Origin of the sequence: Dactylosporangium cerinum, from assembly GCF_042653625.1 — a bacterium.
Classification (GTDB): Bacteria; Actinomycetota; Actinomycetes; order Mycobacteriales; family Micromonosporaceae; genus Dactylosporangium; species Dactylosporangium cerinum.
The window spans coordinates 1-26421 of sequence record NZ_JBHSIU010000031.1; the positions used below are offsets into that span (position 1 = coordinate 1).

At 68.9% G+C, this 26421-nt stretch carries 19 protein-coding genes and 4 pseudogenes; 12 read left to right on the top strand and 11 right to left on the bottom strand.

Annotated features, from left to right (window positions below; translation table 11 throughout):
• Positions 1–301, top strand: a pseudogene (locus ACFPIJ_RS26005) (IS630 family transposase); the annotation flags it as partial.
• Positions 302–355: 54 nt separating this feature from the next.
• On the opposite strand, the gene ACFPIJ_RS26010 reads toward ACFPIJ_RS26005, so the two are convergent.
• On the bottom strand, positions 356–1249 hold the full coding sequence (locus ACFPIJ_RS26010) for an IS5 family transposase (RefSeq protein WP_380118145.1): 894 nt from the start codon (positions 1247–1249) through the stop codon (positions 356–358).
• A gap of 758 nt (positions 1250–2007) precedes the next feature.
• On the opposite strand from ACFPIJ_RS26010, the gene ACFPIJ_RS26015 reads away from it, so the two are divergent.
• From ACFPIJ_RS26015 to ACFPIJ_RS26030, 4 genes are all read left to right on the top strand, one after another.
• Positions 2008–2484 carry a chromosome partitioning protein gene (locus ACFPIJ_RS26015; protein WP_380118147.1) on the top strand — a complete coding sequence of 159 codons (477 nt, stop codon included), beginning with the start codon at positions 2008–2010 and terminating at the stop codon, positions 2482–2484.
• A gap of 68 nt (positions 2485–2552) precedes the next feature.
• The gene (locus ACFPIJ_RS26020) at positions 2553–5885 is read left to right on the top strand and encodes an ATP-binding protein (protein WP_380118149.1); all 3333 of its coding nucleotides are present in this window, start codon (positions 2553–2555) and stop codon (positions 5883–5885) included.
• Positions 5833–11091 carry a tetratricopeptide repeat protein gene (locus ACFPIJ_RS26025; protein WP_380118151.1) on the top strand — a complete coding sequence of 1753 codons (5259 nt, stop codon included), beginning with the start codon at positions 5833–5835 and terminating at the stop codon, positions 11089–11091. The genes ACFPIJ_RS26020 and ACFPIJ_RS26025 overlap by 53 nt, the downstream gene beginning before the upstream one ends.
• A gap of 981 nt (positions 11092–12072) precedes the next feature.
• Positions 12073–12333: a hypothetical protein gene (locus ACFPIJ_RS26030; protein WP_380118153.1), complete on the top strand. Its 261-nt coding sequence runs from the start codon at positions 12073–12075 to the stop codon at positions 12331–12333.
• On the opposite strand, the gene ACFPIJ_RS26035 is transcribed toward ACFPIJ_RS26030, so the two are convergent.
• Complete coding sequence (locus tag ACFPIJ_RS26035; protein ID WP_380118154.1) at positions 12326–13009, bottom strand: hypothetical protein; 684 nt, start codon at positions 13007–13009, stop codon at positions 12326–12328. The two genes, ACFPIJ_RS26030 and ACFPIJ_RS26035, sit on opposite strands and share 8 nt — an antisense overlap.
• A gap of 307 nt (positions 13010–13316) precedes the next feature.
• Between ACFPIJ_RS26035 and ACFPIJ_RS26040 the strand changes: the two are divergent.
• Positions 13317–14523, top strand: a pseudogene (locus ACFPIJ_RS26040) (IS256 family transposase).
• Positions 14524–14541: 18 nt separating this feature from the next.
• Here the strand turns inward: ACFPIJ_RS26040 and ACFPIJ_RS26045 are convergent.
• Positions 14542–14667: a hypothetical protein gene (locus ACFPIJ_RS26045; protein WP_380118156.1), complete on the bottom strand. Its 126-nt coding sequence runs from the start codon at positions 14665–14667 to the stop codon at positions 14542–14544.
• A gap of 165 nt (positions 14668–14832) precedes the next feature.
• Between ACFPIJ_RS26045 and ACFPIJ_RS26050 the strand changes: the two genes are divergently transcribed.
• Both ACFPIJ_RS26050 and ACFPIJ_RS26055 read left to right on the top strand, forming a co-directional pair.
• Positions 14833–15072, top strand: coding sequence for a hypothetical protein (locus tag ACFPIJ_RS26050; RefSeq protein WP_380118158.1), 240 nt, complete (start codon positions 14833–14835; stop codon positions 15070–15072).
• An 821-nt stretch (positions 15073–15893) separates the two neighbouring features.
• Positions 15894–16109, top strand: a pseudogene (locus ACFPIJ_RS26055) (transposase); the annotation flags it as partial.
• A gap of 233 nt (positions 16110–16342) precedes the next feature.
• On the opposite strand, the gene ACFPIJ_RS26060 reads toward ACFPIJ_RS26055, so the two are convergent.
• Entirely contained in the window at positions 16343–17404 is a 1062-nt protein-coding gene (locus ACFPIJ_RS26060) for a hypothetical protein (protein ID WP_380118160.1), read from the bottom strand.
• 356 nt (positions 17405–17760) lie between these two features.
• Here ACFPIJ_RS26060 and ACFPIJ_RS26065 point away from each other — a divergent pair, with 356 nt between their 5' ends.
• Positions 17761–17901 (top strand): hypothetical protein, encoded by a 141-nt coding sequence (locus ACFPIJ_RS26065; RefSeq protein ID WP_380118162.1) that lies wholly within the window; start codon positions 17761–17763, stop codon positions 17899–17901.
• A gap of 3 nt (positions 17902–17904) precedes the next feature.
• Positions 17905–18915, top strand: a complete 1011-nt coding sequence (locus ACFPIJ_RS26070; protein WP_380118164.1) for an IS110 family transposase — start codon at positions 17905–17907, stop codon at positions 18913–18915.
• 188 nt (positions 18916–19103) lie between these two features.
• Here the strand turns inward: ACFPIJ_RS26070 and ACFPIJ_RS26075 are convergent, their stop codons facing one another.
• Together ACFPIJ_RS26075 and ACFPIJ_RS26080 are read right to left on the bottom strand one after the other, a co-directional pair.
• Entirely contained in the window at positions 19104–19643 is a 540-nt protein-coding gene (locus tag ACFPIJ_RS26075; protein ID WP_380118167.1) for a recombinase family protein, read from the bottom strand.
• A gap of 349 nt (positions 19644–19992) precedes the next feature.
• Positions 19993–20682: pseudogene (locus ACFPIJ_RS26080) on the bottom strand (recombinase family protein); the annotation flags it as partial.
• A gap of 114 nt (positions 20683–20796) precedes the next feature.
• Here ACFPIJ_RS26080 and ACFPIJ_RS26085 point away from each other — a divergent pair.
• Positions 20797–21744 (top strand): hypothetical protein, encoded by a 948-nt coding sequence (locus tag ACFPIJ_RS26085; RefSeq protein ID WP_380118169.1) that lies wholly within the window; start codon positions 20797–20799, stop codon positions 21742–21744.
• Between the two features lie 240 nt (positions 21745–21984).
• Positions 21985–22218, top strand: a complete 234-nt coding sequence (locus ACFPIJ_RS26090; protein ID WP_380118172.1) for a hypothetical protein — start codon at positions 21985–21987, stop codon at positions 22216–22218.
• 173 nt (positions 22219–22391) lie between these two features.
• Here the strand turns inward: ACFPIJ_RS26090 and ACFPIJ_RS26095 are convergent, their stop codons facing one another.
• From ACFPIJ_RS26095 to ACFPIJ_RS26115, 5 genes are all read right to left on the bottom strand, one after another.
• Positions 22392–22730, bottom strand: a complete 339-nt coding sequence (locus tag ACFPIJ_RS26095; RefSeq protein ID WP_380118175.1) for a hypothetical protein — start codon at positions 22728–22730, stop codon at positions 22392–22394.
• Positions 22730–23215 carry a hypothetical protein gene (locus ACFPIJ_RS26100; RefSeq protein WP_380118178.1) on the bottom strand — a complete coding sequence of 162 codons (486 nt, stop codon included), beginning with the start codon at positions 23213–23215 and terminating at the stop codon, positions 22730–22732. Before ACFPIJ_RS26100 ends, ACFPIJ_RS26095 begins: the two co-directional genes overlap by 1 nt.
• Before the next feature lie 243 nt (positions 23216–23458).
• Positions 23459–24598, bottom strand: coding sequence for an IS110 family RNA-guided transposase (locus ACFPIJ_RS26105; RefSeq protein ID WP_380118180.1), 1140 nt, complete (start codon positions 24596–24598; stop codon positions 23459–23461).
• A 308-nt stretch (positions 24599–24906) separates the two neighbouring features.
• Positions 24907–25713 (bottom strand): hypothetical protein, encoded by an 807-nt coding sequence (locus ACFPIJ_RS26110; protein ID WP_380118182.1) that lies wholly within the window; start codon positions 25711–25713, stop codon positions 24907–24909.
• Between the two features lie 215 nt (positions 25714–25928).
• Positions 25929–26417: a SigE family RNA polymerase sigma factor gene (locus ACFPIJ_RS26115; RefSeq protein ID WP_380118184.1), complete on the bottom strand. Its 489-nt coding sequence runs from the start codon at positions 26415–26417 to the stop codon at positions 25929–25931.
• Positions 26418–26421: the final 4 nt, after the last annotated feature.

The following is a 26421-nucleotide window of genomic DNA, read 5'->3' on the forward strand; positions in this document are numbered from 1 at the left end:
CGGCGCGAAGATCCGCCAGTGGGCGGCCCGCAACCGGGTCGAGCTGTGTTTCACCCCGACGTACTCGTCCTGGGCAAACCCGATCGAAGCGCACTTCGGACCCTTGCGCATGTTCACCGTCGCCGGGTCGAACCGGGCCAACCACCCGGCCTCGACCAAGGCCATCCACGCCTACCTGCGGTGGCGCAACGCCAACGCCCGCCACCCCGACGTCCTCGCAGCCCAACGCCGCGAACGCGCCCGCATCCGCTCCGAACGCCAACGACGGTGGGGCCAGCCCGCCGCACGAACAGCGGCCTGACCGACACCGTCAACGTTCGTGGTCACAGCACTAAGGCGTGTTTGGTAAGTCGGGTTAGAGCCATTCGTTGATCGCGGCGATGGTGACGGTGGCCTGGTAGCGCACGGCGAGCTTGTCGTACCTCGTGGCCATGCCGCGGTTGCGTTTGAGCTGGTTGATGCCGCACTCCACGGCATGACGTTGCTTGTAGAGCTCCGGGTTGAAGGCCGGTGGGCGGCCGCCCTTCGACCCGAGCTTGCGCCGGTTCGCGGCGTGGTCGGCCTTGATCGGGATCGTCGCTCGGATGCCGTGTCGGCGTAGGTAGGCACGGTTCGCCTTCCCTGCGTAGGCCTTGTCGGCAAGCACCCGGTCGGGGCGGGTCCGCGGCCGGCCACCGCCAGGGCGCGGCACGCGGATGCGTTGTAGGACCGGCACGAACTGCGGGCTGTCGCCGCGCTGCCCCGCGGTCAGCAGCAACGACAGCGCCTTACGGCCCTGCTCGCACGCGAGGTGAACCTTCGTGGTCCGCCCACCCCGCGACCTACCGAGGGCGTGATCGTCCGGTTCGGTGTCCACCCCACCCGGCGGCTCCTGCTGCGAGCCCCCGTCCCGGCGCGCACCGGCGGCGTGCTGATGCGCCCGGACACTGGTGGAGTCCACGCTGACGTCCCACCGGACCCGACCCGCCGCGTCGGCGTGCGCCTGCAGCGCGGTCAGCACCGCCTGCCACGTGCCGTCCCGCTGCCACCGACGGAACAACCAGTACAACGTCTGCCACGGCGCGTACTCCGCCGGCACGTCCCGCCACGGCGCACCCACCCGGATCCGCCACCGGATCCCATCGATCAACTGCCGTCTGCTCCACTTCGGCGGCCGCCCACGCACCGACACGGCAGGCAGCACCGCGGCCAGCACCGCCCACTGCGCGTCGCTGAGGTCATGCCGCCTCGCCACCGCTACGCTGGCCACGAGGTCTCCGGTATGAAGGTTTGCTTGGTCGCTAACCCACCTACCGGAGACCTCGCCACATACCGATCACCGCCGCGCCGACGAACGGCCAACATCCCGACTTACCAAACACGCCTTAGATAATGGGGGCCGCGTCGGGCGGCAATCAGCGACGCCCTTGACGCCGGTCCGAGGATTGAGGTCGCCGCAGTCGCACCGCCCGTCCGGCAACTCGTGCGACGACCCGGCTACGGTAGCCCTCTGACAGGCGTCGTGAACGCGCCGTCCAGCAACCTACGCTAGTTTGATTGTTGTCGATGGTCCGACAAGCGTGGGGGTTTGGTCGCGCTCGGACCCCGGCACGCGCCTCACCCCACCGCCCAGCTCAACACGTGTTCGGAACCATCGCGCCACTCAACGAGTCGAACCCCCACGCCCCAAGCCTCGATCCACCGATGCCGCGCCGAGGGCGGAGCCGGTACGGCCTGCCGTTCCCGACGGCAGTGGTGGCGCCACGCAGGTGACGAGGCCGCACCTATGGGCACTATGCACGGTCGACGCGCCCGCGCGCCAAAGGCGCTCGGCATGCCTGATGGCTCACGATAAGCGCGGTGGTGGGCTCGCTGCGCAGCGGAGTTCGGCGCGTGCGGGGACGGCTCGTCTGCGGCCTAATGGCGTGGCGGTCGGCGAGTCTCTGGCGCTGGTGCGGCACGCGGTTGCTGTTGTCCGTCAGTATTCAGATGAGGTCTGACAGTCGGTGTTGGGGAGGTGGTGTCGCGGTGGTGATCGAGGCTGGCGTGGTGGCCGGGTACGTGATTGCGTGGGCGGTGCGGAAGGCTCGCCGGGCGACCGGCCGGCTGGATGCGGAAGCCGATGCAGTGATCGATGCCGGCTTGGACAAGCTGCATGAGGTGGTGGCGACGAAGCTTGGCGCCCACCCTGCGTTGGAGGACCTGGCCGAGGAAGCAGCCGTCGAGGACGGACAGGTCAGTGAACTGACCCGGCAGCAGGTGGAGCTCGCGGTAACGGCCGGGGCACGCAAAGACGACGCGTTCGGGCAAGCGGTCACCGACCTGGTGGCGCAACTGCGGGCCGCGGAGCAGACCTCCGGCACATCGGTGGTGGCCGGTGCCGGATCGGCGGTGTTCACCGGGAACTCCTACACCCAAGCAACCGGTCACGGCGTGGCGTTCGGACAGATCGCCGGTGGTGTGACCGTCGCACGTGAGGCTGGACAGTCGCCGGACCCTTCGTAGCCGGGCCGGTCCCGCCGCCGACCGCGCCCGGAACACCCACCCTGTCTGCACTGTCAGCCGCCCTCGGCATGTCCGCACCGGCAGCCTGGCGCGGAGATGCGCCGCTGCACCGTGTGCACGCTGAAGGGCTCGGCACCGCAATCGGTGCTGCTGGCGCGGTCACGATTCATCAAGCACCGGTGGCTGTGCTGCGGCCGGTGCGGTCGGCGTACCTGGAGCAGGTCAGGCGCATCGCCCCGCCACAACTGCTGGATCGGGATGCTGAACTGGCGGAGCTTGCCGGGTTCTGCACCGATGCGTTGCGTGGACCGTATGTGTGGTGGCGGGCCGGGCCATGGGCGGGCAAGTCCGCGTTGCTGTCCACGTTCGTGCTGCACCCGCCACCGCAGCTGGCGGGGCGGGCACGGACCGTGTCGTTCTTCATCACCGCCCGTCTGGCTGCCCAGGACACCCGCGAGGCGTTCACGACGGTGCTGCTGGAGCAGCTGTGCGAGCTGACCGGGCAGGACCTGCCCAGCTCCGGCAGCGAGGCGACCCGGGAGGCGTGTCTGCTGGAGCTGCTCAGTCAGGCCGCCGCTGTCTGCGCCGCTGCAGGGGAACGGCTGGTGCTGCTCGTCGACGGCTTGGACGAGGACCGCGGCGAGACCGTTGGCCCGCACGCCCACAGCATCGCCGGGCTGCTGCCGGCGAACCCGCCGGCCGGGATGCGGATCATCGTCGCAGGCCGACCGAACCCACCGATTCCGGACGACGTCTCCAGCTGGCATCCGCTGCGCGACCCGGGCATCATCCGGCTGCTCGGCGATTCACCCCACGCCCGCGACCTGCAACGCCTCGGCCAAACCGAACTCAAACGTCTCCTCAAAGGCAGCCCGGTCGAACAGGACCTGCTCGGGCTGCTCACCGCTGCCCGCGGCGGCCTGTCCGGACGGGACCTGCACGAACTGACCGGCGCCGATCTGGTCCACATCGAGGACGTCCTGCACACCGTGGCCGGCAGAACCTTCACCCGCCGCGCCGACCACTGGAACCCCGACACGGGGCCCGAGATTTACCTGCTCGGCCACGAGGAACTCCACACCGCTGCCTGTCACTACCTCGGCAAGACCCGCCTGGCCGACTACCGAAACCGGCTCCATGCCTGGGCCGACACCTACCGCACCAGCACCCCCGACCAGCCGGCATGGCCACCGGACACACCCCGCTACCTGCTGTCCGGCTACACCCGAATGCTGCACACCATCGAGGACACCGACCGGCTCGTCACGCTCGCCGCCGATCCGGTCCGCCACAACCGCATGCTCGACCTCAGCGGCGGCGACGCCGCAGCGCTCACCGAAGTCAAAGCAGCACAAGACCTCGTCATGACCCAACCCGGCCCCGACCTACATGCCTTGGTCCGACTGTCCGTCGAACGCAACAACCTCATCGACCGCAACACCAACATCCCGCCCGAACTGCCTGCTCTCTGGGCTAAAGTCCAACGACCTAACCGCGCCGAAGCACTCGCCCGCTCCATCACCGCCCCGTACTGGCAGGTGCGGGCGTTGACCGGCGTGGCCAGCGCCCTCGCCACCGCGGGCGAGCACACCCGCGCCGTAACGATCGCCGCCGAAGCCGAACAACTCGCCCACTCCATCACCGACCCGGACTCCCAAGCGCGGGCGTTGACCGACATAGCCAGCGCCCTCGCCACCGCGGGCGAGCACACCCGCGCCGCGACGATCGCCCGCTCCATCACCCACCCTGATTCCCAAGCGCGGGCGTTGACCGAGATAGCCAGCGCCCTCGCCACCGCGGGCGAGCACACCCGCGCCGTAACGATCGCCGCCGAAGCCGAACAACTCGCCCACTCCATCACCGACCCGGACTCCCAGACGGAGGCGTTGACCGACGTGGCCAGCGCGCTCGCCACCGCGGGCGACCACACCCGCGCCGCGACGATCGCCCGCTCCATCATCGACCCGTACTGGCAGGCGCGGGCGTTGACCGACGTGGCTAGCGCGCTCGCCACCGCGGGCGAGCACACCCGCGCCGCGAAGATCGCCGCCGAAGCCGAACAAGCCGCCCACACCATCACCGCCCCGCACTGGCAGGCGCTGGCGTTGACCGACATAGCCAGCGCCCTCGCCACCGCGGGCGCGCACACCCGCGCCGCGAAGATCGCCGACGAAGCCGAACAAGCGGTCCGCTCAATCACCGACCCGTACTCGCAGGCGCGGGCGTTGACCGGCATAGCCGGCACATTGGCCACCGCGGGCGAGCACACCCGCGCCGTAACGATCGCAACCGAAGCCGAACAAGCCGCCCACACCATCACCGACCCGTACTCGCAGGCGCTGGCGTTGACCGGCATAGCCGGCACATTGGCCACCGCGGGCGCGCACATCCGCGCCGAGCAGGCCGCTCGCTCCATCACCGACCCGTACTGGCAGGTACGGGCGTTGACCGACATAGCCGGCACATTGGCCACCGCGGGCGAGCACACCCGCGCCGCGACGATCGCCGCTGAAGTGGAACAAATCGCCCGCTCCATCACCTATCCGGACTCCCAAGCGCGGGCGTTGACCGACATAGCCAGCGCCCTCGCCACCGCGGGCGAGCACACCCGCGCCGTAACGATCGCAACCGAAGCCGAACAAGCCGCCCACACCATCACCGACCCGAACTCCCAGACGCGGGCGTTGACCGACATAGCCAGCGCCCTCGCCACCGCGGGCGAGCACACCCGCGCCGCGACGATCGCAACCGAAGCCGAACAACTCGCCCGCTCCATCACGGACCCGCTCTGGCAGGTACGGGCGTTGACCGACGTGGCCAGCGCCCTCGCCACCGCGGGCGAGCACACCCGCGCCGCGAAGATCGCCGCCGAAGCCGAACAAGCCGCCCACACCATCACCGACCCGCACTGGCAGCCGCTGGCGTTGACCGGCGTGGCCCACGCGCTCGCCACCACGGGCGACCATGCCCGCGCCGAGCAAGCCGCCCACTCCATCACCGACCCCTACTGGCGGGCGCTGGCGTTGACCGACGTAGCCAGCGCGCTCGCCAACGCGGGCGAGCACACCCGCGCCGTAATGATCGCAACCGAAGCCGAACAAGCCGCCCACACCATCACCGACCCGAACTCCCAGACGCGGGCGTTGACCGGCGTGGCCAGCGTGCTCGCCACCGCGGGCGACCGTACCCGCGCCGAGCAAGCCGCCCACTCCATCACCGACCTCTACTGGCAGGCGCTGGCGTTGACCGACGTGGTCGTGACTTGTGAACCGGCGAAGGCCCGACCGTTAATTGCGGCTGCACTCGTCCTGGGGCCGTGGACAACCTGCCTGCAGGCACTGGCACGGATTGATCCCGCTGCACTGGCAACGCTCGTCAATCACCACCAACGCAGCGGATAGAACCACATTCGTCGCAAAGCGGGACAAGGCGACGCCCCGTGGCGTACCCCTCCGTCCAGTGCCAGGGCATTCATGGCGCATGGCCGGGTTCCGGGACTTTGCGCTGCATGTCCGTCCGGCACGCGGTGTCGGGACGGACGCATGTGGCGCCGGTCCGGCACAATGCGATCACGCTGCGATGAGAGGTGGGCCGGTGGCGGTCGACGCCAGGCTGGTGGCCGGATACGTGATTGCGCGGGCGGTGCGCACGGCCCTGCCGGGTGCCGGTCGGCAGCCCACGGAGCCTGGCCTGGACCGGCTGCACCAGGTCGTGACCGCCAAGCTCGGCCCGCACCCGGTCCTCGACGATCTGGCCGAGGAGGCGGCACGACCCGACGGTCAGGTCAGTGAACTGACCCGGCAGCAGTTGGAGCTGGCGGTCACGGCCGCCGCCCGCCGGGACGGGGCGTTCGGCCAGGCGGTGACCGAACTCGTCACGCAGCTGCACACGGCGGAGCAGGCGCGCGGCGCGCCGGTCGTGGCCGGGCCCGGGGCAGCGACCTTCGCCGGCGACGCGCACGTCGACGCTCGTGACGGTGGAGTGGCGGTCGGTCAGGTCGGCGGCAACGTCAACATCGGCCGCGACCCGGCGGGCCAGCGGCCGGACCCGCCCGGCGTCGCTGGCGCTGCCGTCCCGCGCTCGTACGGGTTCGGGGTGCGGGGCGGTGTGGGCATCGGCCACATCGCGGGGAACGCCGAGTTCCATCTGTACCCGGTGGCGCCGGGGGAGGCGCGGCCCGTCCGGTCGGCGTACCTGCAGCAGGTCGCCCGGATCGCCCCGCCACGGCTGCGTGACCGCGACGCGGAGCTGGCCGAGCTGGCCGGATTCTGTCTGGACGATCACCGTGGCCCGTACGTGTGGTGGCGGGCCGGGCCGTGGGCGGGCAAGTCCGCCCTGTTGTCGACGTTCGTGCGCACCCCGCCACCGGAGTTGGCCGACCGGGTGCGGCTGGTGTCGTTCTTCATCACCGCCCGGCTGGCCGGCCAGGACACCCGCGACGCATTCACCACGGTGCTCACCGAGCAGCTGTGCGAGCTGACCCGCCGGGACCTGCCGTCCGCGGCGGATGAGGCGACCCGGGAGGCGGTCCTGCTGGAGTTGCTCGAGCAAGCCGCAACCGCATGCCAGGCCGACGGTGCGCGGCTGGTGCTGGTCGTCGATGGCCTCGACGAGGACCGCAGCCTCACCGTCGGCGCGCACAGCATTGCCGGGCTGCTGCCCGCCTCGCCGCCGGCAGGGATGCGGGTCATCGTCGCCGGGCGGCCGAACCCGCCGATCCCCGACGACGTGGAGGCCTGGCATCCGCTCCGCGATGACGGGATCATCCGCCTGCTCGGCGATTCCCCGCACGCCAGGGACCTGCAGCAACGAAGCCAGGCCGAGCTCAAACGCCTCCTGAATGGCAGCGGCGCCGAGCAGGACCTGCTGGGTCTGCTGACCGCCGCCCGGGGCGGCCTGTCCGGCCCTGACCTGCGCGAGCTGACCGGCGCCGACCTCGTGCAGATCGAGGGCGCGCTGCACACTGTGGCCGGGCGGACCTTCACTCGCCGCGTCGCCACCTGGTCCCCGGAATCGAGCCCCGAGATCTACCTGCTCGGACACGAAGAGCTTCAGCACGCCGCCGTCCAGTACCTCGGCCGTAGCCGTCTCACCGGATACCAGCAGCGACTGCATGCCTGGGCCGCCACGTATCGTTCCCCGCGCGACGGGCGCGAGCCGTGGCCGGACACGACACCGGAGTACCTGCTGCGTGGTTACGCCCGCATGCTCGAAACGACCGGTGACGGCGATCGCCTGGTCGCCCTGGTCACCGACCTCTCCCGGCACAACCGGATGCTCGACGTCAGCGGCGGTGACGCCGCCGCGGTCGCCGAGATCGAAGCCGCTCACGGACTCCTGATGGCCGGCGAGACGCCCGACCTGCTCGCGGTGGCACGGCTGTCGATGCATCGCCGGCGTCTCGATTCGCGCAACGTCAACATCTCCACCGACCTGCCCGCCGTATGGGCCCTCATCGGCGAACCGACCCGCGCCGAGGCCCTGGCCCGCGGATTCACCGACCCGGACCGCCAAGCGGAGGCCCTGGCCGGGGTCGCCGAAGCGGTCGCCGGCACCGGCGACCTTGACCACGCCGTGCGGATCGTGAACAGCCTCCCCGATCCGGCGCGTCAGATCGAGGCGCTCGCGAAGATCGCCGCGGCAACCGTCGAGGCGGGCGACCTCGACCGGGCCGCGCAGATCGCCCGCGACATCCCCGACCCGGGCCGCCAGGCGGAGGCGGTCGCGAAGGTCGCCGCCGCTGCCGTCGCGGCCGGCGACCTCGACCGGGCCGCGCAGATCGCCCGCGACATCCCCGACCCAAACCAGCAGGCGAAAGCGCTGCTGAAGGTGACCGAGGCGGCGGTCAGCAACGGCGATCCGCGCCACGCTCTGCGGGTCGCCGACAGCATCACCACCGACGCGTACCTCCGGGCAGCCGCACTGACCTCTGTCGCCGAGGCAGCGGCCAGGACCGGCGACCTCGACCACGCCGAACAGATCGCAAGCAGCATCCCGGACCCCTTCCTGCGGGTCGGCGCCCTGACCGCGGTCGCGGCGGCGGCCGCCGGCACCGGCCGCCTCGACCAGGCTCGACACCTGGCCGTCGACGCCGAGCGGATCGCCCACCGCATCACGCACCCGCACTCCCAGGCCAGCGCGCTCGCCTCGGTCGTCAACGCGGCGGTCAGCGCCGGGGACCTCGACCACGCCGAGCAGGTCGCCGACAGCATCGCCGAGCCGGAAAACCGGGTGAAGGCGATCGCCGCGGTGGCGAAGGCATCGTCCAGCATCGGCGACCACGCCCGACGCCTCATCGCCGACGCCGAGACCATGGTCCATGAGATCACCGGCCCATGGAGCCAGCGGTGGGCGGTGGAGAAACTCGTGGAGGCGGCGATGAGCACCGGCGACCTCGATGACGCAGTCCGGATCGCCCACAGTCTCGCCGACTTGAGCGACCAGGCGGAGGTGCTGGCCACGATCGCGGAAGCAGCCGCCGGTGCCGGCGACCTCGACCGCGCCGAAGGCATCGCCGAGTCCACCGGCCACTCGTCGCACCAGTTGGACGCCCTCAGGAGCGTCGCAGAGGCGGCGATCAGCATGGGTGACCGCGGTCGCGCCGAACGGATCGCCCGCAGTGCCGCCGTCGTCGCGGCGGGGAAGGGCGCGGGGCTCATGGCCACCGCCACCGCACAGGGGCTGCAGGCCACCGTCGCCGCGGCGGCCGCCGGTATCGGCGACCTCGCCGACGTCGCCCGGATCGTCGGCCACGTCGCCGAGCCGGATCGTCAAGCGCTGATGCTCGCCCAGACGGCCGCCCGCACCGACGACCTCGCATGCGCCCGGCAACTGATCACCGACGCCGAGCGGGTCGCCCGCGGCATCACCAACTCGTACGACCAGGGCCGGGTGCTGGCCTCCGTCGCCGAGGCGTCCGCGAACATCGGCGACGCCGACCGCGCCGCCCGGATCGCCCACAGCATCACTGACGGCGGCCATCGAAAGTGGGCGATGGCCAAGGTGATCGACATCGTGGCCCGGACCGGGGACCTCGACCACGCCCAGCGGCTCGCGTACGGCGTATCCGACCGTCGACCTCGAGCGGATGCGCTGACCAGCGTCGCCGGCGCAGCGGCCAGGAACGGCGGCCTGGACCGGGCCCGGCGCCTCGCCGCCGACGCCGAGCGGACCGCCCGCGGCATCACCGACCCGGACCGGCAGGCCGAAACGCTGGCCGACGTCGCCCGGGCAACGGCCGCCGCCGGCGACACCGACCGCGCCCAGCGGATCGCCCGCGCCATCACTGACCCGGCCAGGCGGGCCCGGACGCTGGCTGGTATCGCCGCGACGGTCGCCGACATCGGTGACGTCGACCGCGCCGCGCAGATCGCCAACGGCATCACGGAGTCCAACCAACGGACCGAGGCGCTGGCCAAAGTTGCCAAAGCGATCGCCGGCACCGGCAACCTCGACCGCGCCGTCAAGATCGCCACAAGTATCAGCAGCACGTACGTACGGACGGACGTGCTTATCGAGATCGCTGACGCGGCGGCGCGGACCGGCGACCTCGAGCGCGCCCTGCGGATCGCCCGCGCCGTGACGGAGCCGTACCGTCAAGTGGACGTGCTGACCATGATCGCCGAAGCGACGGCGGGCGAGGGCAACCTCAGCGAAAGCCGGCGCATCGCCGCCTATGCCGAGTCGATCGCCCGCGGCATGAGCCACCCGCACAGTCAGGCCGACGCGCTGACCGACGTCGCCAGGGCGGTGGCGACGGCCGGCGACCTCGACGGTGCCGAGCGGATCGCCCGCAGCGTCTCCGAGCCGTACTTCCAGGGTCGCGTCCTGAACGCGGTGGCCAAGGTGCTGGCGACGAGCGGCGACCTCGACGGTGCCGAGCGGATCGCCCGCAGCATCACCGACCCAGCCCAGCAGGCCGAAACGCTGGCCGGCGTCGCCGAAGCAGCCGCGGACGTCGACGACCTCGACCGCGCTGAGCGTGTCACCAACGACGCCGTGCGGATCGGCCTGTGGATTGAGAGCCAGTTCGAATACAAATGGGTGGAGGCAGCGTCAAGGGTCGCCGCGGCCGCGGCGAGGACCGGCGACCTCGACGTCGCCGAGCGCATTGCCCGCAGCATCCCGGACCCGCGTGCTCCGCGGTTCGGGCAGAGCCGCGTGCCCGACTTCCCGTTGAACGAGGCGCTGGCCAGCGTCGCCGAGGCGGCGGCAACCAGCGGCGACCTGGACCGGGCCGAGCGGATCGCGCAAAGCATGCCTGACAGAGCGATGTACACAACGAACCGGGCCGACTCGCCACAGGGTGTCACGTTGACCAGCATTGCCATGGCAGCGGCCAGGGCGGGCGACGTAGACCGCGCCGAGCGGGTCGCCCGCAGCATCCCCGACCGGGACGGGCAGGCGCGCGCACTGGCCGGGATCGCGGAGGTCGTCGGCCACCCGGCGGCCGATCGCCTGCTGGGTGCGGCATTCGGCGTCGGATCGTGGCTCATCCCGCTGCCCGTGCTGGCGAAGCTGCAGCCGAACCTGGTTGTGCAGATCGCGGACGAGGTCCAGCACGCGGACGCGCGCATGCCTGCGGGTCAACAGGATGCCGACGCCTGAGGAGGGCAACGGGTGTCACACCCCGACCCCCGTCGGCGGCAGCTCAGCCGGTGAGCCGCTCCGCGCGGGAGGCCGGACAGCAGAAATCCCCACCGGGCAGGTCCTTACTCGCCTCCACCCGCTCATGGGGCGCTGTTGCGTTTGCTGATCGGAGGGCGCGTTTGGGCGGGTGCCGTTCGCCCCAACAGCGGCATGGCAGCGCGCTCGATCACGGCCGGTCCGGGCCGCATCGCAACCGTTCCGTTCGTGGCGTAAGGGTTCACGACGGCGACAGGTGAACCGTAATCGACGGCAGGTCTGGCCGCACGACCTAGCGTCATCCATTGACGGACGGCCGGCCGGACGTCGACCCACACGACAATCCCCAGCACAACGACCGCCCAAGGCCAAACCTCTGCCTGGCGTTCCGTTGAGCAACAGCCACACCGGACGATCAGTCAGCCGCTGGGCAGTAACCGTGGCCATTACGCACGCTCCACGTCCCACTGATCATCGCGACGTTGCTGCGCCCGTCGGACCGTTCCCATGTTCGGTGAGACCCGCCGAAGATTCAAACCTGCGCACGCCAAGGCCAAACGGCGGTCATCCAGCTGCCACTCCCCTACCGCCGCAGTGGCCAGCGCTGGGTCCTTGATTGCCTGGATGGCGCTCGACACCGCGAGCGTGCCGCTGGCAGCATTTCAGGACGTCGTGCTTCGGCTGACTGCCGGGCGAGGGCGTCGGGTGGGCCGAGGCTTGCCTGGGGCCGGGTCGTCGGGCGTGGCGTCAAGTGGCATGGTTTCGTCCGTGGATTTGGGGCCCGTTTGTAGCCGCGCTTGGGTCCCACCGGCTGATGGCCGGTTCTTGTGTTCGTGAGTTTGGAACCCACCCGCGAGTCTGGTTGGGATCGGTGTGAGCTTGCGCTGGAACTGGGCAGATGCGGTACGGTGCCTGCCTCGGCGGAGGAGATCTTGGGTGGCTTGGAACGTTAGCCGGTCGCAGGTGACGCGGTACACCCGGCAGGAGGCCGGTCTGGCCTACTTGGCGGTCACGCTCTTCATCGATACACCCGAGGGTCCGCGCTACCTTGAGTTTCAGCTTGGCGACGAGCCAGACGAGCGTGCGTCGGGTTACTGCATGGTCGACGGTCCGCCAACGCGGTTCCAACCCGGCGACGGGATCGAGGTACTGGTGACGATGATGGCGGCCAGCGTGCCGGCGCCCGGGTTGGGCGCCGGCACTTTGCTGTTCACGCTCAGGTGAGGCAGAGGGCCAGCCAGTTGTCGGACCCGATGCCGATGTTGCGGGCGATCACGTCGTAGCAGCCGACCCAGTACGGGAAGGTGACGCTGAACCCGTGGTACGCCCCGTACGACGGGTACAGGGCGCCGATGTCGGCGCGCGGCTGGTTGGCCGTGTACGGCGTGCTGCCGACGGTCACCGTCACCGGGCCGGTCGTGTCCGGGTCGATGACCCAGCCCGACACCACCGTGGTGGAGCCGTTGTAGGTGAAGGTGACCTCGCCGACCGGGCTGTGCGGCTGCCAGCAGCCCAGCTGGATCGCGGCGAACGCGGAGCGGGCCACCGCGCAGACCGAGGCCGTTACCGGGGTTATCGGAGCGGACACGTTGTACCAACCATTTTGGCCAGGCGTGACGGTGCGCCGGACGACGCCGTCGACCTTGAGGTCGACCCACACCGGGTTATTGTTGGACTCATAGGCGTTGCCGTATGCGCCGCCTTCGGCGGCTTCCTGGGAGAACACCGCGGTGCCGGACAGGACTCCGGGGTCCGGCGGGGGCGGCTGCTCCTGGCAGATGGGCGGGGGGTTGGGCCGGTCGCAGTTCGGACTGGCCTGGGCGGCCGACGCGGGTAGCGTCAGCCCCAGCGCGACGATCGACGTCAGGGTGATGACGGCGATCAGGCGCTTCCTGATCATGAAACTTCCTCTCGTTTGTCGGGGTGAACAAAACCGTAGTGCGCCCCAAGAGCACGAGCTGTCAGGAAATGACGACGACCGGAGACGGAATACGTCACCGGCTCGATGTATCAGGCGGGCGTCCGATCGCCTCAGCGAGCGAGAAACAGGGGCCGCGAAATCTAACTGAGCGCGCCGAGCGGGGGTGTACAAATAACGGCGGATCTCGATCATGAGGAGATGCGCCACCATGACGACCGAACCGATCGTCGAGCAGGACGCTGCGGCTGTGCTGAACGCCTCGGCCACGGATGAGCAACTGATCGCGATGCTGGTCGACCGGGCCCGTGGTGACGGGCTGAAGCTGACCGGCGAGGGCGGGCTGTTGCAGCAGCTGACCAAGCGGGTCCTCGAATCCGCCCTTGAGGGCGAGATCACCGATCACGTCGGTTACGACAAGCACGATGCGCAGGGCCGCGGCAGCGGCAATTCCCGCAACGGGCACCGGGCCAAGACCGTGCTGACCGATGTCGGGCCGGTCGAGGTGCGGGTGCCGCGCGATGTGGCCGGCACGTTCGAGCCGCAGATCGTGCGGAAACGACAGCGGCGGTTGACCGGGGTCGACGATCTGGTCCTGTCGTTGTCGGCCCGCGGCCTGGCCCACGGTGAGATCGCCGCTCACCTGGCGGAGGTGTATGGCGCCGAGGTGTCCAAGCAGACCATCTCCACGATCACCGACAAGGTGATCGACGGGATGGCCGAATGGCAGAACCGGCCCCTCGACCCGGTCTACCCGGTCGTGTTCATCGATGCTGTGAACGTCAAGATCAGGGACGGTCAGGTCGCGAACCGACCGATCTACCTGGCCCTGGCCGTCACCGTCGACGGCAACCGCGACATCCTGGGCATGTGGGCCGGCGACGGCGGTGAAGGCGCCAAACACTGGCTGCACGTGCTCACCGAACTGAAGAACCGCGGCGTCACCGACGTGCTCATGCTGGTCTGCGACGGGTTGAAGGGCCTGCCGCAGGCCGTGGAGGCGGTCTGGCCCCGCACGGTGGTCCAGACCTGTGTGGTCCATCTGCTGCGCAACTCGTTTCGCTACGCGGCCCCGCCAGGACTGGGACAAGATCGCCAAGGCGCTCAAGCCGGTCTACACCGCGCCGACCGAGGACGCCGCGACCGAGCGGTTCATGGAGTTCGCCGAGGCCTGGGGCAAGAAGGATCCGGCGATCGTGAAGCTGTGGTCCGACGCCTGGGCGGAGTTCGTGCCGTTCCTTGCCTTCGACGTGGAGATCCGCAAGATCATCTGCAGCACGAACGCCATCGAGAGCGTCAACGCCCGCATCCGCAAAGCCGTCCGGGCCCGCGGGCACTTCCCCAACGAGCAGGCCGCCCTCAAGTGCGTCTACCTGGCCTTGATGAGCCTCGACCCGACCGGCACCGGACGACGTCGATGGACCATGCGCTGGAAGGCACCGCTGAACGCCTTCCAGATCGCCTTCGAGGGCCGGCTCATCCCAGCCACCAACTAGCCCGTTCAGTAACCAAGATCAGCCGTTTACTGGACAGACCCGTGGCAGGTCGAGCAGCTCCACCCAGACGTATGCGCCCTTCTCGCGCAGCGCTGCCGCCTCCTGCTCCAGGAGCGGTTCGAGTTTGGTTTGGGGGTTTCTCATAGCCTTGGCGCGTCGGAAGTCGCCGACGGGCCACGAAGTCCCACGGAACATGCCAACGAGGTAGACCCCGACTGATCCATGTGGTCCCTTGAGGTACCGCTCGCCGAGCTGGGTGCGGATGTCGGTGGCGACGTGGTCGTTCCAGTTGCACGCGAAGCGGATGTCATGCTCGCTCTCCTCCAGCTGGGCCAGGAGCAGGGACCACGCCCGATCGCCCCCTTCCGACTTCTGGCGGAGCGGGTACAGGTGCTCGTCGGTGGTCCGCTGCTGACGCCAAGGACGGTCGGACGGACCCTGGAGTCATTGGCGAAGCGGGGACTGGTCAAGGTCCACCCCGGCAAGCCAGCGGGGCCGAACACCAAGGTTCGCAAGGCCACCATCGTGGAGCTGGTGCACGCGTTGTAGGCCCGGTAGTAGAGGTATGAACCCTTCCAAGGAAGACATCAAGCAGGTCCCGTGTCCAGATCCGGAGTGCGAAGCAGAGGTCGGGCAGGACTGTTGGACCAGCCACGGTGAGCCCAGATTCCGCTCCCACTTCGCCCGCATGCAGTTGGCGCAGCGCGTCCCGCTCCTGAAGGACGACCGGAAGCTGTCATGACGCCGCCGCGGTCAGGGATCGGCCAGGACACCTATGTGCGGGCCGGCGTAGGCAAAACGTAGGGACTTTCGGCGTCCAGGCTTGGGGTGATAAGGACGGCCGTGTGTGTGGCTGCCGTTGCAATTCCGGATACCGCGAACGCATTGACCGTATATCTGGGTAGCGATTCCAGCCAGGACGTGAACAGCAGCTGGGACGTCGCGGCATGCGACTTGACCAGCGACGGAAACAACGTCTACTCGTCGTACGACCGCGCGGATGGCAGCCACCACGAAACGGCCCGCACGGTCGCTACTAACAGCTGTCGGGTCAGCGCTGCCTACAGTGGATCGTATCGAGTGCGTCGCCACAAGGTATGCCGTGACGTATCGTTCGCAGTCGACCCATGCAGCGGCTGGGCTGTCACTGGCTGGTGACGGTAATCCGCATCCTCGGTCGCCCGCCTTTTGCACGCCGGGTGGGCGACCGGCCGTCGACCAACGGATGAATCGCCGCCGTCAAAGGCAGAAAAGCTTGGTCGCGTCCACGGGAGTGGTGTACGAATCGCCCACCTTTGAGGTGGTTGAGGGTATGGAGACGGTCACCGCTTGATCCTTCGAGCTGCGAAGCATGAAGGAGAGATCAAGCGATGACCGCACCCAAGAGTGTGGACGTTGGCCGGTTCCTGCGTGAGGAACTTGCCTCGGCGTCACCCGATCTGCTGCGTTCGATGGTGAAAACGTTCGCCGAAGCGCTCATGTCCGCGGAGGCCGACGCGGTGTGCGGCGCCGACTATGGTGAACGCAGCGACGAGCGGGTCAATCAGCGCAACGGCTACCGGCATCGCGACTGGGACACTCGCGCTTTGCACGGAGGCTGTTGCGTTTTCGGGCTGGCGGGAGGTGACGCGGGTAGTGCCGGCGGTTGGTGCGTTTGGTCGGGGTGTGGACTGTGGCGCTGGTGCTCAGGCAGCGTGCCGGCTTGCGTTGCGGGTCGAGTCTGTCTGTCCAGAGCTTGCGGAGGTTGAGCACGAGCGCTGCGAACTCGAGTTCGGCTTGGCAGGCGTTGACTTCTGAGGTCCTCACCGGTTCGGATCGGTTAGGCGCTGGGCAGTCGCCGTAGAGCGTCGGTGCCGATGCTGAAGTGGTCGACGAAGCGTTGGACGAATCCGGTTGTCTGTTCGAGCATCCGGCTCACCTGGCCCGCGCCGTACGCGGCGTAGTCCTCGATCGCTGCGACGGCTTCACTTTCCCTGCCGTCCAGAGCGCAGGCGACGGCCAGGATGCCGTCCCGGGCTTGGTAACCCCGGTTGGCGTACGTCCAAGTGATCACATCCCCGAGCCCCTTGAACTGCTCCAGGAACGGCATCCCGTACGTGTCGAGATCCTCGAGCAGGACGTCGCTACCCGCATCCACCTCGTGCTCCGAGTGGATTGCCCACCGGGTCAAAGACGCTAGAGAAATACCGTCGGCGTACAGCAGGTCCTGCAATCCGGCGGCCGTCCCGACGGCAACCCCTAGCCCTTCCTCCGGCGGACGACCCATGAACGCATTGCAGAGCCGGCCCAGCTCGAGGTGACCCGCCGCGACGAAGGGGCTGAAGGTCACGCCTCGGGAACCGATCGTGGGATTCAGGCTGAGGGAGAACACCAGGCCGCCCGGCTGACGCTGAGCGAAGGCCGCATCGGTGCGGGAAGACCGCGTCACCTGCCATCCGCGACCGAGCATCGAACCGGTCAGCCGCCGCACGGCGGCGTCCCGCACCGTACGCCGGTCGACGACCGGCTTCAGCACCCCGTCAACCGGCAGACGCAGCTGGTTCAGCTGAGGGTCGTAGCAGTTCAGACCATGGACGCCGGCCAGTTGAGCGGCCCACGCCGAAACCTCCTCCGCCCAGCCCAGCACCATTGGGAAATACACGAGCGGGCCGTGGGCCTCGCCCATCAACGGCGCGGTGGACCACGGGCTGTCCTCGCCGGCCTCCGTACCGATGTCGGGAAAGCGGGCCAGCAACGCAGCCACGTATGCGGCGATCCGCGCGGTGGGTTCGACAGGCGCAGCAGACCCCATGTAGCGCTCGTACAGCCGCTTGAACTCCGCCGCCGCGGCAACGTCGTTCGCAGGCCGGTCACCCTCCCAGACCGCAAGATCGTATGACACGGTGCCATTCTGACCTACGCCACGGCGGCGGCGCATGCCAGCCAGCAACCACCGGGACCACCAACAACCGATGCGCTGACACCGGCAAGACCAGGTGCGCGGACATCGGCTACTTGTTTAATTTGATCTACGATCTCAGCCCGGCCAGGCTGGGTCGAGTGACCAGCGGGTTGCTCTCATCATCGGCTGTCCACAGCAGTTGGGTGTGACTCTCATTTGGCCTGCGCCTGCTGGTCACCGTGGCCGGGAGTGGCTCAAGAGGGGTTTGCCCAGCTCGAAGTAGCGTTGCCCTCCTCGCCGATCGTCCACAGTGTACGAACGAGTAGGCGGAGCGGATGGGCCGTGTGGTGATCGGAATGGACCCGCACAAGCGGTCAGCGACGATCGAGGTGATCGACGAACGCGAACAGGTCTTGGCGAAGGGCCGATACGGCACGGACACCGGCGGCTACACGCGGATGCTCGAGGCCGGCCGCCGGTTCGCGGAGCGAACATGAGCGGTGGAGGGCTGTGCGGGGATCGGCCGGCACGTCGCCCAGCGTCTCGTCGCCGACGGTGAGACCGTCATCGACGTGCCGGCCAAGTTGTCAGCACGGGTGCGGGTGTTCGACACCGGGCAAGGGCGCAAGACCGACCCGGCCGCCGCGCACAGCGTTGCCGTGGCCGGCCTGCGCAGCCCAGGACTGCGCCAGGTCCAAGCCGACGACACAGCCGTCGTGCTGCGCTTGCTGGTCGACCGTCGCGACGAACTGGGCCGGGCCCGCACCGAGACCGTCAGCCGGATCCACCACCTGCCGCTCGAACTCGTGCCCGGCGGGGCGAAGAAGTTCCTGACCCGCGGCCAGGCCAGCTATCTGCTGCGCACCGCCCCCGAGCCGGTCGGCATCGTGGCGCAAACCCGTCACCAGCTCGCCCGCGAGCTCATCGACGAGCTCACCGCGATCGACGCGAAGATCCGGACCGCGGACAAGCAGCTGCGAGAATTCGTCACTGTGGCCGGCAGCCGCCTCACCGACCTCAACGGCATCGGCCCGTCCGGAGCGGCCCGGCTGATCGGCGACGTCGGTGACATCGAACGGTTCCCCACCGCCGCGCACTTCGCGTCCTGGAACGACACCGCCCCGATCGAGGCGTCCTCAGGCGACCAACGCCGCCACCGGCTGTCCCGTGCCGGGAACCGGCGTATCAACCGGGTCCTGCACATCATGGCGATCGTCCAGCTCCGCCACGACACCCCCGGCCGGGCCTACTACCGCCGGCGGCTGGCCGAGGGCAAGACCACCATGGAAGCCTTGCGCGCACTCAAGCGTCACCTGTCCGACGTGGTCTTCAAACGCATGGCACGCGACGCCAAACACGCTCGAGCCGGGGTGGCGGGCCCAGCAGGACAACCGGGAGCGACTCTGCAATCCAGCGCGGTCAGCCCAATCCCGACAGCTGACACTTCGGACAAGTCACAAACCGAACCCGCCACCACCCACCCTAGAACATCCGCCGCCCCAACCCCTTGACCTAGAGGGGAGCCAGATGAGGAAGCGTCGCAGGTGGCGACGCCTCCGATTCGCGACGCACGAACAGTTGCGGCACGCCAGGCGCTAGATCAATTGAAATTCCTCGCGGAGGACGACCATGTAGTTGGGGTTCAAATCGGACCTTCGACACACTAACCCCCACCAGCGGACATAACTCCGCAAAGGGGTCACGCCGGAAACATCGGCTCCAGCGAACAGGCGAACTCCGCGCAGCTGACCACAAGCCGATGCCGGCGTAGATGCTGAACCATCTGCAGGCAGGTCCAGCCGGCACTGCGGCCGGGCAACAGCCCACGAATGACATCGACCATCACGTCCTCGCGGACGTAGAGGTTCGACGCCCCTCCCCCGCCGCGTGGTTTCGCGCTGGTGTGGCCGTGGCGGCAGCGGTACGCAGCGCGGCCGTGCGACCAGCACGAATCGAGGCGACGCCGACACGACCGGCAGCGCAACATGCCCGCCAGCCGGTAATCCCGGGGTCCGTCATCGCGCGACGCCGGAAGCGCGGTGATCTGCTGAGCGGCGACGAAGTCCGCCTCGGACACCAGTGCCGGATGGGCCACCTGTTTGGAGATCACCCACTGATCGGTGCCCGCCCACCGCTGCGTCTTGAACGGGCCTGACAGATGCGGCGGCGTGTACCGCCCCGGCTGACGGTTCCACACCTGCCTGCCGGTGTACCTCGCGTTGCTCAGCACCGCCCGCACCGCCCGCACCGTCGTCAACGCCCAACCGGCACCCGAGCGATGCGGATCGCGTTCCCGGTCCACCCGCGACGGGCACGGGGACACCGTCCTCGTTGAGACCGGCCGCAATCCTCGACGTGCTACACCCGGCAAGCCGCTCCGCAAAGATCCGCCGCACCGTCGGCGCGGTAGCCGGGTCCGGATCGTATCGACGCAGCCGACGGCCCCACTTCGCGTGCTTCGCATTCGGATGCGGACCGGCATCCACCAGCCGGTACCCGTACAACGGACGACCGCCCAGGAACCGGCCCTCCTCACGAGTCTGCGCCCGCATCGCCGCCAACGCCCGCGACCGCGCCCGCAACACCTCCCACTTCGACTGCGCACCCAACAACATCACCAACGCCCGATGCGACGGATCCCCCAGATCGATCCGGCCATGCGCCTCCGGCAACCACACCTGCACACCGGCCGCCTCGAACACCGACACCATCGACAGCAACTGATCACCATAGAACGCCCGCTCACACTCCCCCACCACCACCGCATCGAACCCACGATCCGGATCCGCGAACAACCCCAGCAACGCCGCCGCCCGCGGCCGGTCACGCCACGGCAACCGCCGACTCCGGTCGACATCGAAGAACTCCGCCACAACCCGACCATGACCCGCGATCAACTCCTCAGCCACATCCCGCTGCCACCGCCGCGACGACTCAGGCTCCTGAAAATCCGCCGTCGACACCCGCCCGTAGAACACAAACCGCAAACCACCCGTCGCGTCCGGGGACCGCCGACACGAACGCCCCGCCGGCCGCACCTCATCCACCCAACACGCCAGAAGATCAACGCTGCCGGATTCGAGATCACCAGCCAACGCACACCTCCAACCCAGATGACGGGGAACGCGAGAAGGCTTCATCTGACACCTGCGGGGACCACAGCAAGTCGGACGGCATGTGCGACTCAACCAAGATCGGCAACACGAACAGGACACCCCCAGGCGACGTCGCCGGGGATTGGCCCTCCAACCACAGGCACGACGGGCACAGCGCGCCATCCAACGAAGCACCCCTTGATCACATGCTCACTCATGCCGATGTGCGCGTGCCGGTGGTGTTCGCCGGTCTTGTCGGGACGGCGGGCGTGGGGTGTCGGGTGCGAGGATGCCCGGATGCCGCTGCCGAGCGTGTCGTATGCCAACCTTGCGCTGCTCGCGGATCGAGGGTGCTGGGCGGAGTTGCTCCAGTTCGCCGGTGATCCAGAGGCTGGCACAGCGCAGGAGCGGCGCGAGGCCGCGTATGTCATTGCGCTGGAGGCGCCGGTGGAGATCGCCGCCGTGGCGGTCGATCTGTTCGCTCAAGGTCCCTACTACATGGGGGCGCTGTGGGAGGTGGTCGCCCATCGGCCCTGGCGGGAGCTGCGCCAGCACCTGCCGCATGAGCGGACCCGGCACCTGGTGGCGCATACTCGAATCCTGTGCGGCGAGGATCTGCAGTGGGACGCCGACCTGGACGTCGGCATGATCGGCGCGCCGCTGTGCCTGCTGCCGTGGGAGGCTGCTTGCTGGAACGGCGAGTTCGATGTGCCTGAGTACAACCGGACAAGCTGTTCGGGTACATGGGGTTGGCGGTTCCCGGATGCCCTGCCGGATCCCATCGCAATGTCACCTGACGTCGCCGTTGCGGTCGAGCATGATGCGCTGCGGGAGCTGAATGCTTTGTCGACGGCGGTGCGGGCATATGCGTTCCGTAGTACCGCTTGGGAGGCGGCTGCCGCGATCGGCTGGGATGGACCCGACCGGCACGCCGGGGGCGTCGAGTTCGCCGACGCCTACAAGCATCTCGTGCACCTGGCGGCCGGTCACCTTGCGTACGACATCCCCACCGCCCACGAAGGCAGGAACGGGGAGGCGTACGGTCGCGAGTCGCTGTGGCGTGCGCTGGCGGCGATGGCCGGAGCCGCGCCAACCGACTTCGACTCGGTGAACGCCTTCGTGCAACGGCTGCGCTGCGTCGCTTGGGCCGAGCCCGACCCTCGCATGCTGTATTACATCCACCTGGCGATCGAAGATGCCGAACAGTCCGTCACCTGGGTTCTCGACGGCCAGGAAAGAGACTGATCCGGGTTGGTTCCGCTCGCGTCGGACTATTCGCGCTCCTTGCCGTGCAGGCGGCGAACCAGGCGACGCCCGACCGCGGTCGGCAGCTCCGGTCATGCCGATGAGCTTGCGCCCGTACCGTTGCCGCGTTGGTCGAGGAAGGGAAAGCCGTTGGATCTTACGGACCGGTTGGCGGCGGTCGCAGCCCTCTACGAGGCGCACCGCAAGGCACCTTTCCCGAGCCGATGGCGCGGTGCCGATGTGGCCGGCTTCGACATGGTCATGATGGACAGCTTCCCGAGCGGTTGTATCTCCGTCTGGCTGGCGCGGGCCGGTGACCTGGATGATTGGCGATGGAACATCCTCGCCGAGTACGAACAGCGCCTGCTTCGCGTCATCCCGGATCTGGACGACGACGGCCGCGAGTACTACCAACGGCTCCTGGACATGGCTGAGCTGATCCTCGAGGTGGACTGCCCATCGTCACCAGCGTGAGCGGTCGGACTCGCCGCCGACAATCCAGGTATCCGCACATGCCGCCGGTAGCGCGGCGGCCAGCACGGAGATCGTCACGCTTCGTCGCCTCAGGCTCGGCAACGAACGACAGCTGGCGTGCTCGCTGGTGCCGATGAGCAGATGCGAAGGGCGGCCACCCGGGCACTCCGCCATCAGGCGTTACGCGGCCGCCAGGCCCATTCATGGTGAAGAACGCCGAATTCGGCACAGGCCTGCCCGAATGCCTCCTCGACGGAGTCGTGATCGGTGTCGGTCATCTCCTCGCCGCTCTCGTCGCAGTAGAACAGGTAAACCCGTGGCTCATCACCGGGGTACTGCACGACCTGCAGGGAAACCGGGCGCGGAAACTCTGCCCCTGTCCCACCCGGGGCGCCGAGGTTGTGACGCGTGACGCCGGTCGGCTGATGGTGCGGCTGAAGCCGCACCTCCGCCAACACGATCGGATCAACCTCCTGGAGCCGGGCCGAGTCCCGCACGAGCTCAACGCACATCAGCCGCGGCGTTCGTGGCGCAGGGTCAGCGGCAGGACGAGCGCACGGTTGCGGATCTGCACGTTTTCCTGCGTGAAGTCGATCGTCGCCTGTAGCTCGGCGTCGATCTCCCCGTCGCGTGTCTCGCCGAACTCGATGCGGGAGACGTCGAGCGGGTTGTGCGATCCGCACAGGTTGATCGTCACGTCGAGGTAGCCGTCGTTGTACGGGTCGACGGGGAAGTCGCACCGGAGGCCGCGCAGCGCGGCGAGGTTAGTGCCGGGCAGGTCGATCAGGTCGCCGGCGATGGTGGGGGCGATCGTCTCCGGGCCGTCGAGGCCGTTGCGAAACGTGGTGGGGTCGTAGGGGTCGGTTGCGGAGAACGGTGCGAGCGGGATCAGGATCGACCAGATGCCGCCGGCCGGAACGACGGCGCGGCTGCCCTCCGCCCAGAAGGTGATGGTGCCGGGCAGTGGCCGCAGGAGGTCATCGGGCAGCTCGTACACCGGCCCATCGTAGGGTCAGCCGCTGCGCAGGTTGCGGACGAGCCGTCGGTACGCCGGCAGCAGCGATCACGAGGACCCAACCGATCCTCACGTGGCGTGGCCTTGCCCGGGCGTATCCGGATCTGCCGCTGGTCTCGCGCGGCGCCAGCACCGTGATCGTCACAGCGAGCGACGCGCCCCGGCGACGCCGACGCTTCCTGTCTTGGCACCCCTCTGTGTCAAGAGGCTGCCAGTAGCGGTGTTCTAGAGTGAGTTTTGGCGGGTCCGGGAAGTGGCTTCTCCGAAGTGCTGGCTGTCGGGATCGAGCCGGCCGCGCTGGATTGCAGAGTCGCTCCCGTTTGCCCTCCCGGGCCCGTCCTGACGCGTTCCGCGTCCTTGACCATTTGCTGATAGACCACGTTGGACAGTCGGCGTTTCAGGGCCCGCATGGCTTCCATCGGGCTTTTGCCCGCGGCGAGTTTGCGCCGGTAGTAGGCGCGGCCCTCGGTGTCGCGGCGGAGCTGGACGATGGCCATGATGTGCAGGACCCGGTTGATGCGCCGGTTCCCCGGCGCGGGACAGCCGGTGACGGCGCTGGTCGCCGGAGGACGCGTCGATGGGTGCGGTGCCGTTCCAGGACGCGAAATGGTCGCGGGTGGCGAAGCGACTGATGTCGCCGATGTCGCCCACCAGCCGGGCTGCGCCCGATGGTCCGACCCCGTTCAGCTGCTGCAGAGTGCTGCCGGTTGAGGCGATAAGTTCGGTGAGTTGCGCGTTCGCTGCTTTGATCTTCTTGTCGATGACCGCGACCTCGGTGATCAACTCAGAGGCCAGCTGCCGGCGGGTGCGCCCGACGATGTCGCGGGGTCGGACGGTGCTGAGCAGCGCGCGGGCCTGCGGTGCGGACAGGAACTGTTTCGCCCCGCCTGGCACAAGCTCGAGCAGCAGATGATGCAGCCGGCTCACTGCGTCGGTGCGGGTCTGGCCCAGCACGTCACGGCGGTCGACGAGCAGCTTCAACGCGACCGTGACGTCATCGACGACAACCTGGCGCAAGCCGTTGGCTCGCAACGCGGCCACCGCGACGCAGTGCGCGTCGGCGGGGTCGGTCTTTCGACCCTGGGCGGTGTCGAACAGGCGAGCCCGTGCGGACAGCTTCGCCGGGACGTCGAGCACGGTTTCGCCGTCGGCGACGAGCCGCTGGGCGATGTGCCGGCCGATGCCGTTACAGCCCTCGACCGCCCAGACCCGGTCCTTGTGCTGCCGGCCAGCCTTGAGCATCGCGGTGTAGCCATCGCGGTCCGTGCCGAACCGCCCCTGGGCCAGGACCTTCTCCCGGTCGTTGATGATCTCGACGGTCGCGGACCGCTTGTGCGGGTCCATGCCGATGATGACGCGTGCCATGCCGTCCCTCCTCGATCTGACGGTGCTGATGTCAGCGAGGAGGGCAGCGCTACTTCGAGCTGGGCAGACCCCTCTGGAGCCTCTCCACGCCGCGGTGACCGGCAGGACGCATGCCACGAGTGAGCCACACCAAACAGCAGTGGGCAGCCGATGTGAGAGCCACCCCGCCGGTCACCTCGACCCAGCCTGGCCGGGCTGCGGTCGTACCACCAGTAGATAAGTAGCCGATGTGCGTGCCTCGGCCCATGTCGTGACGAGGACGTGTTTCCGGTAGGGCCACGTGCCCGCCGGGTGGTCGGGCCTGAACCTCAACGTCCACCGATCCAGCTCATGTCCGGCCATGGTCCGAACTCAAACTCCTCGATGATCCGAATCAGGTTGGGCATGACCTGTTCGCCGCCGGGTCCATCGTCGAGTTGGGCGGACACCTCGACGCCGTCGGGCAGCGCCAGGAAGAGCTGTCTCATCGCCGGCACCTGCCAGCCGCTCCAGTCGCGGATGCGGACCGGTTCGCTGGTGAACGTGTTCGCCAGGCGCATCTCGGCGCTGGTCCCCATGCTGATGATGAGCTGCCGTCCGCCGGTGCCGCTCACCCTCACATCCTGGACCCAGTCGGTGCCTGCAAATCCGTGTGCCAGCCGCCAGGGCGTGGCAGCAATGTCGAGCGGCAGCCAGCCGAAGCGCGGGCCGACCGAGGTGACTCCCGGATCCGGCCGCACTGAGCGCGCGACCCGGACGGCCAGGTTCTGTTGGGCGTCCGCGCCATCATCGGTGTGTACGCTGATCAACAGCTGCGGCTGGCCAGGCGGCTGCCAGGTGAGGAACGTGCCGAGAGTCTGATCGCCGACCTGGACGAGCTGGCCCGGCACTCCATTGACGTCAATCGTTGTCAGTGGACCGTTCGGCCGGTCGGGATCGAGCGATGAGTGCCAGCCGACCATCAACGAGATCCCCTGGCTCATGTCGCCTGTCTGCCAGCCCCGCGAGACCACGGGTGCCTGCGTCCCATCCACGACGACGCCACGTTGCCCTTCGCCGTACCCACGGGGCAGCCATGTCGGACGGAAGCGCAGGGGAACCTCCAGCCAGCCGCCGCCGGGACCGGCGTGCAGCACCGGGAACCTCGACTCCGGCGGCCGGGTGAAGCGCCACACTCCAGCCGCCGCGACGCCGGTGGCGGCCGCGACCGTACCGGCGCCGGCGAGCCGCAGGACCAGCCGGCGCTGGCGGTGCCGGCGCGCGCGGACGGCCAGCGAAGCGTGGATCCGCTCCGGTGGCGGGGCCTCGTCGGCGAGGGCGGCGAAGGCGCTTCGGATGGCATCGGCGTCGATCATTTGTCCTCCAGTACTGGTTGCGTCGCCGCCATCTCACGCAGTTTGGCCAGCGCACGCGACGCTTGACTACGCACCGTCCCCTCGGTGCAGTCCAGTAACGCGGCAATGTCGGCGTCGGACATGTCCTCGTAGAAGCGCAGCGCGATCACGAGGCGCTGACGGACCGGGAGGGTACGGATCACCTGCAGGATCGCCTCACGCAGCACGATCACGTCGACGTCATTCTGGGCCGGTGCCGGCCATTGGGCCCGTTCCCGGCGGAGGGCGGCAGCTACCCGCCGGCGGGCGGACAGCAGCTCATTCACGATCATCTTGCGCAGGTACGCGTCCGGTGCGTCCAACTCGCAGATCCGCGCCCACTTCGGCTGCGCCTTGATGAGGACGTCCTGGACGACATCCTCAGCCACGTGCGGATCGCTGGCCAGCACCGTCGCCTGCCGCAGCAGCGCCGGCAACCGCGCCGCCACGTACTCCTCGAATGTCAACTCG

Excerpts from the sequence above, each read along its gene's own strand:
- ACFPIJ_RS26020 (WP_380118149.1), top strand. The coding sequence starts at position 2,553 with ATGTCCGCACCGGCAGCCTGGCGCGGAGATGCGCCGCTGCACCGTGTG.
- ACFPIJ_RS26035 (WP_380118154.1), bottom strand. The coding sequence starts at position 13,009 with ATGATCAGGAAGCGCCTGATCGCCGTCATCACCCTGACGTCGATCGTC.
- ACFPIJ_RS26045 (WP_380118156.1), bottom strand. The coding sequence starts at position 14,667 with ATGAGAAACCCCCAAACCAAACTCGAACCGCTCCTGGAGCAGGAGGCG.
- ACFPIJ_RS26050 (WP_380118158.1), top strand. The coding sequence starts at position 14,833 with ATGCTCGCTCTCCTCCAGCTGGGCCAGGAGCAGGGACCACGCCCGATC.
- ACFPIJ_RS26065 (WP_380118162.1), top strand. The coding sequence starts at position 17,761 with ATGGACCCGCACAAGCGGTCAGCGACGATCGAGGTGATCGACGAACGC.
- ACFPIJ_RS26085 (WP_380118169.1), top strand. The coding sequence starts at position 20,797 with ATGCCGCTGCCGAGCGTGTCGTATGCCAACCTTGCGCTGCTCGCGGAT.
- ACFPIJ_RS26095 (WP_380118175.1), bottom strand. The coding sequence starts at position 22,730 with ATGTGCGTTGAGCTCGTGCGGGACTCGGCCCGGCTCCAGGAGGTTGAT.
- ACFPIJ_RS26105 (WP_380118180.1), bottom strand. The coding sequence starts at position 24,598 with ATGGCACGCGTCATCATCGGCATGGACCCGCACAAGCGGTCCGCGACC.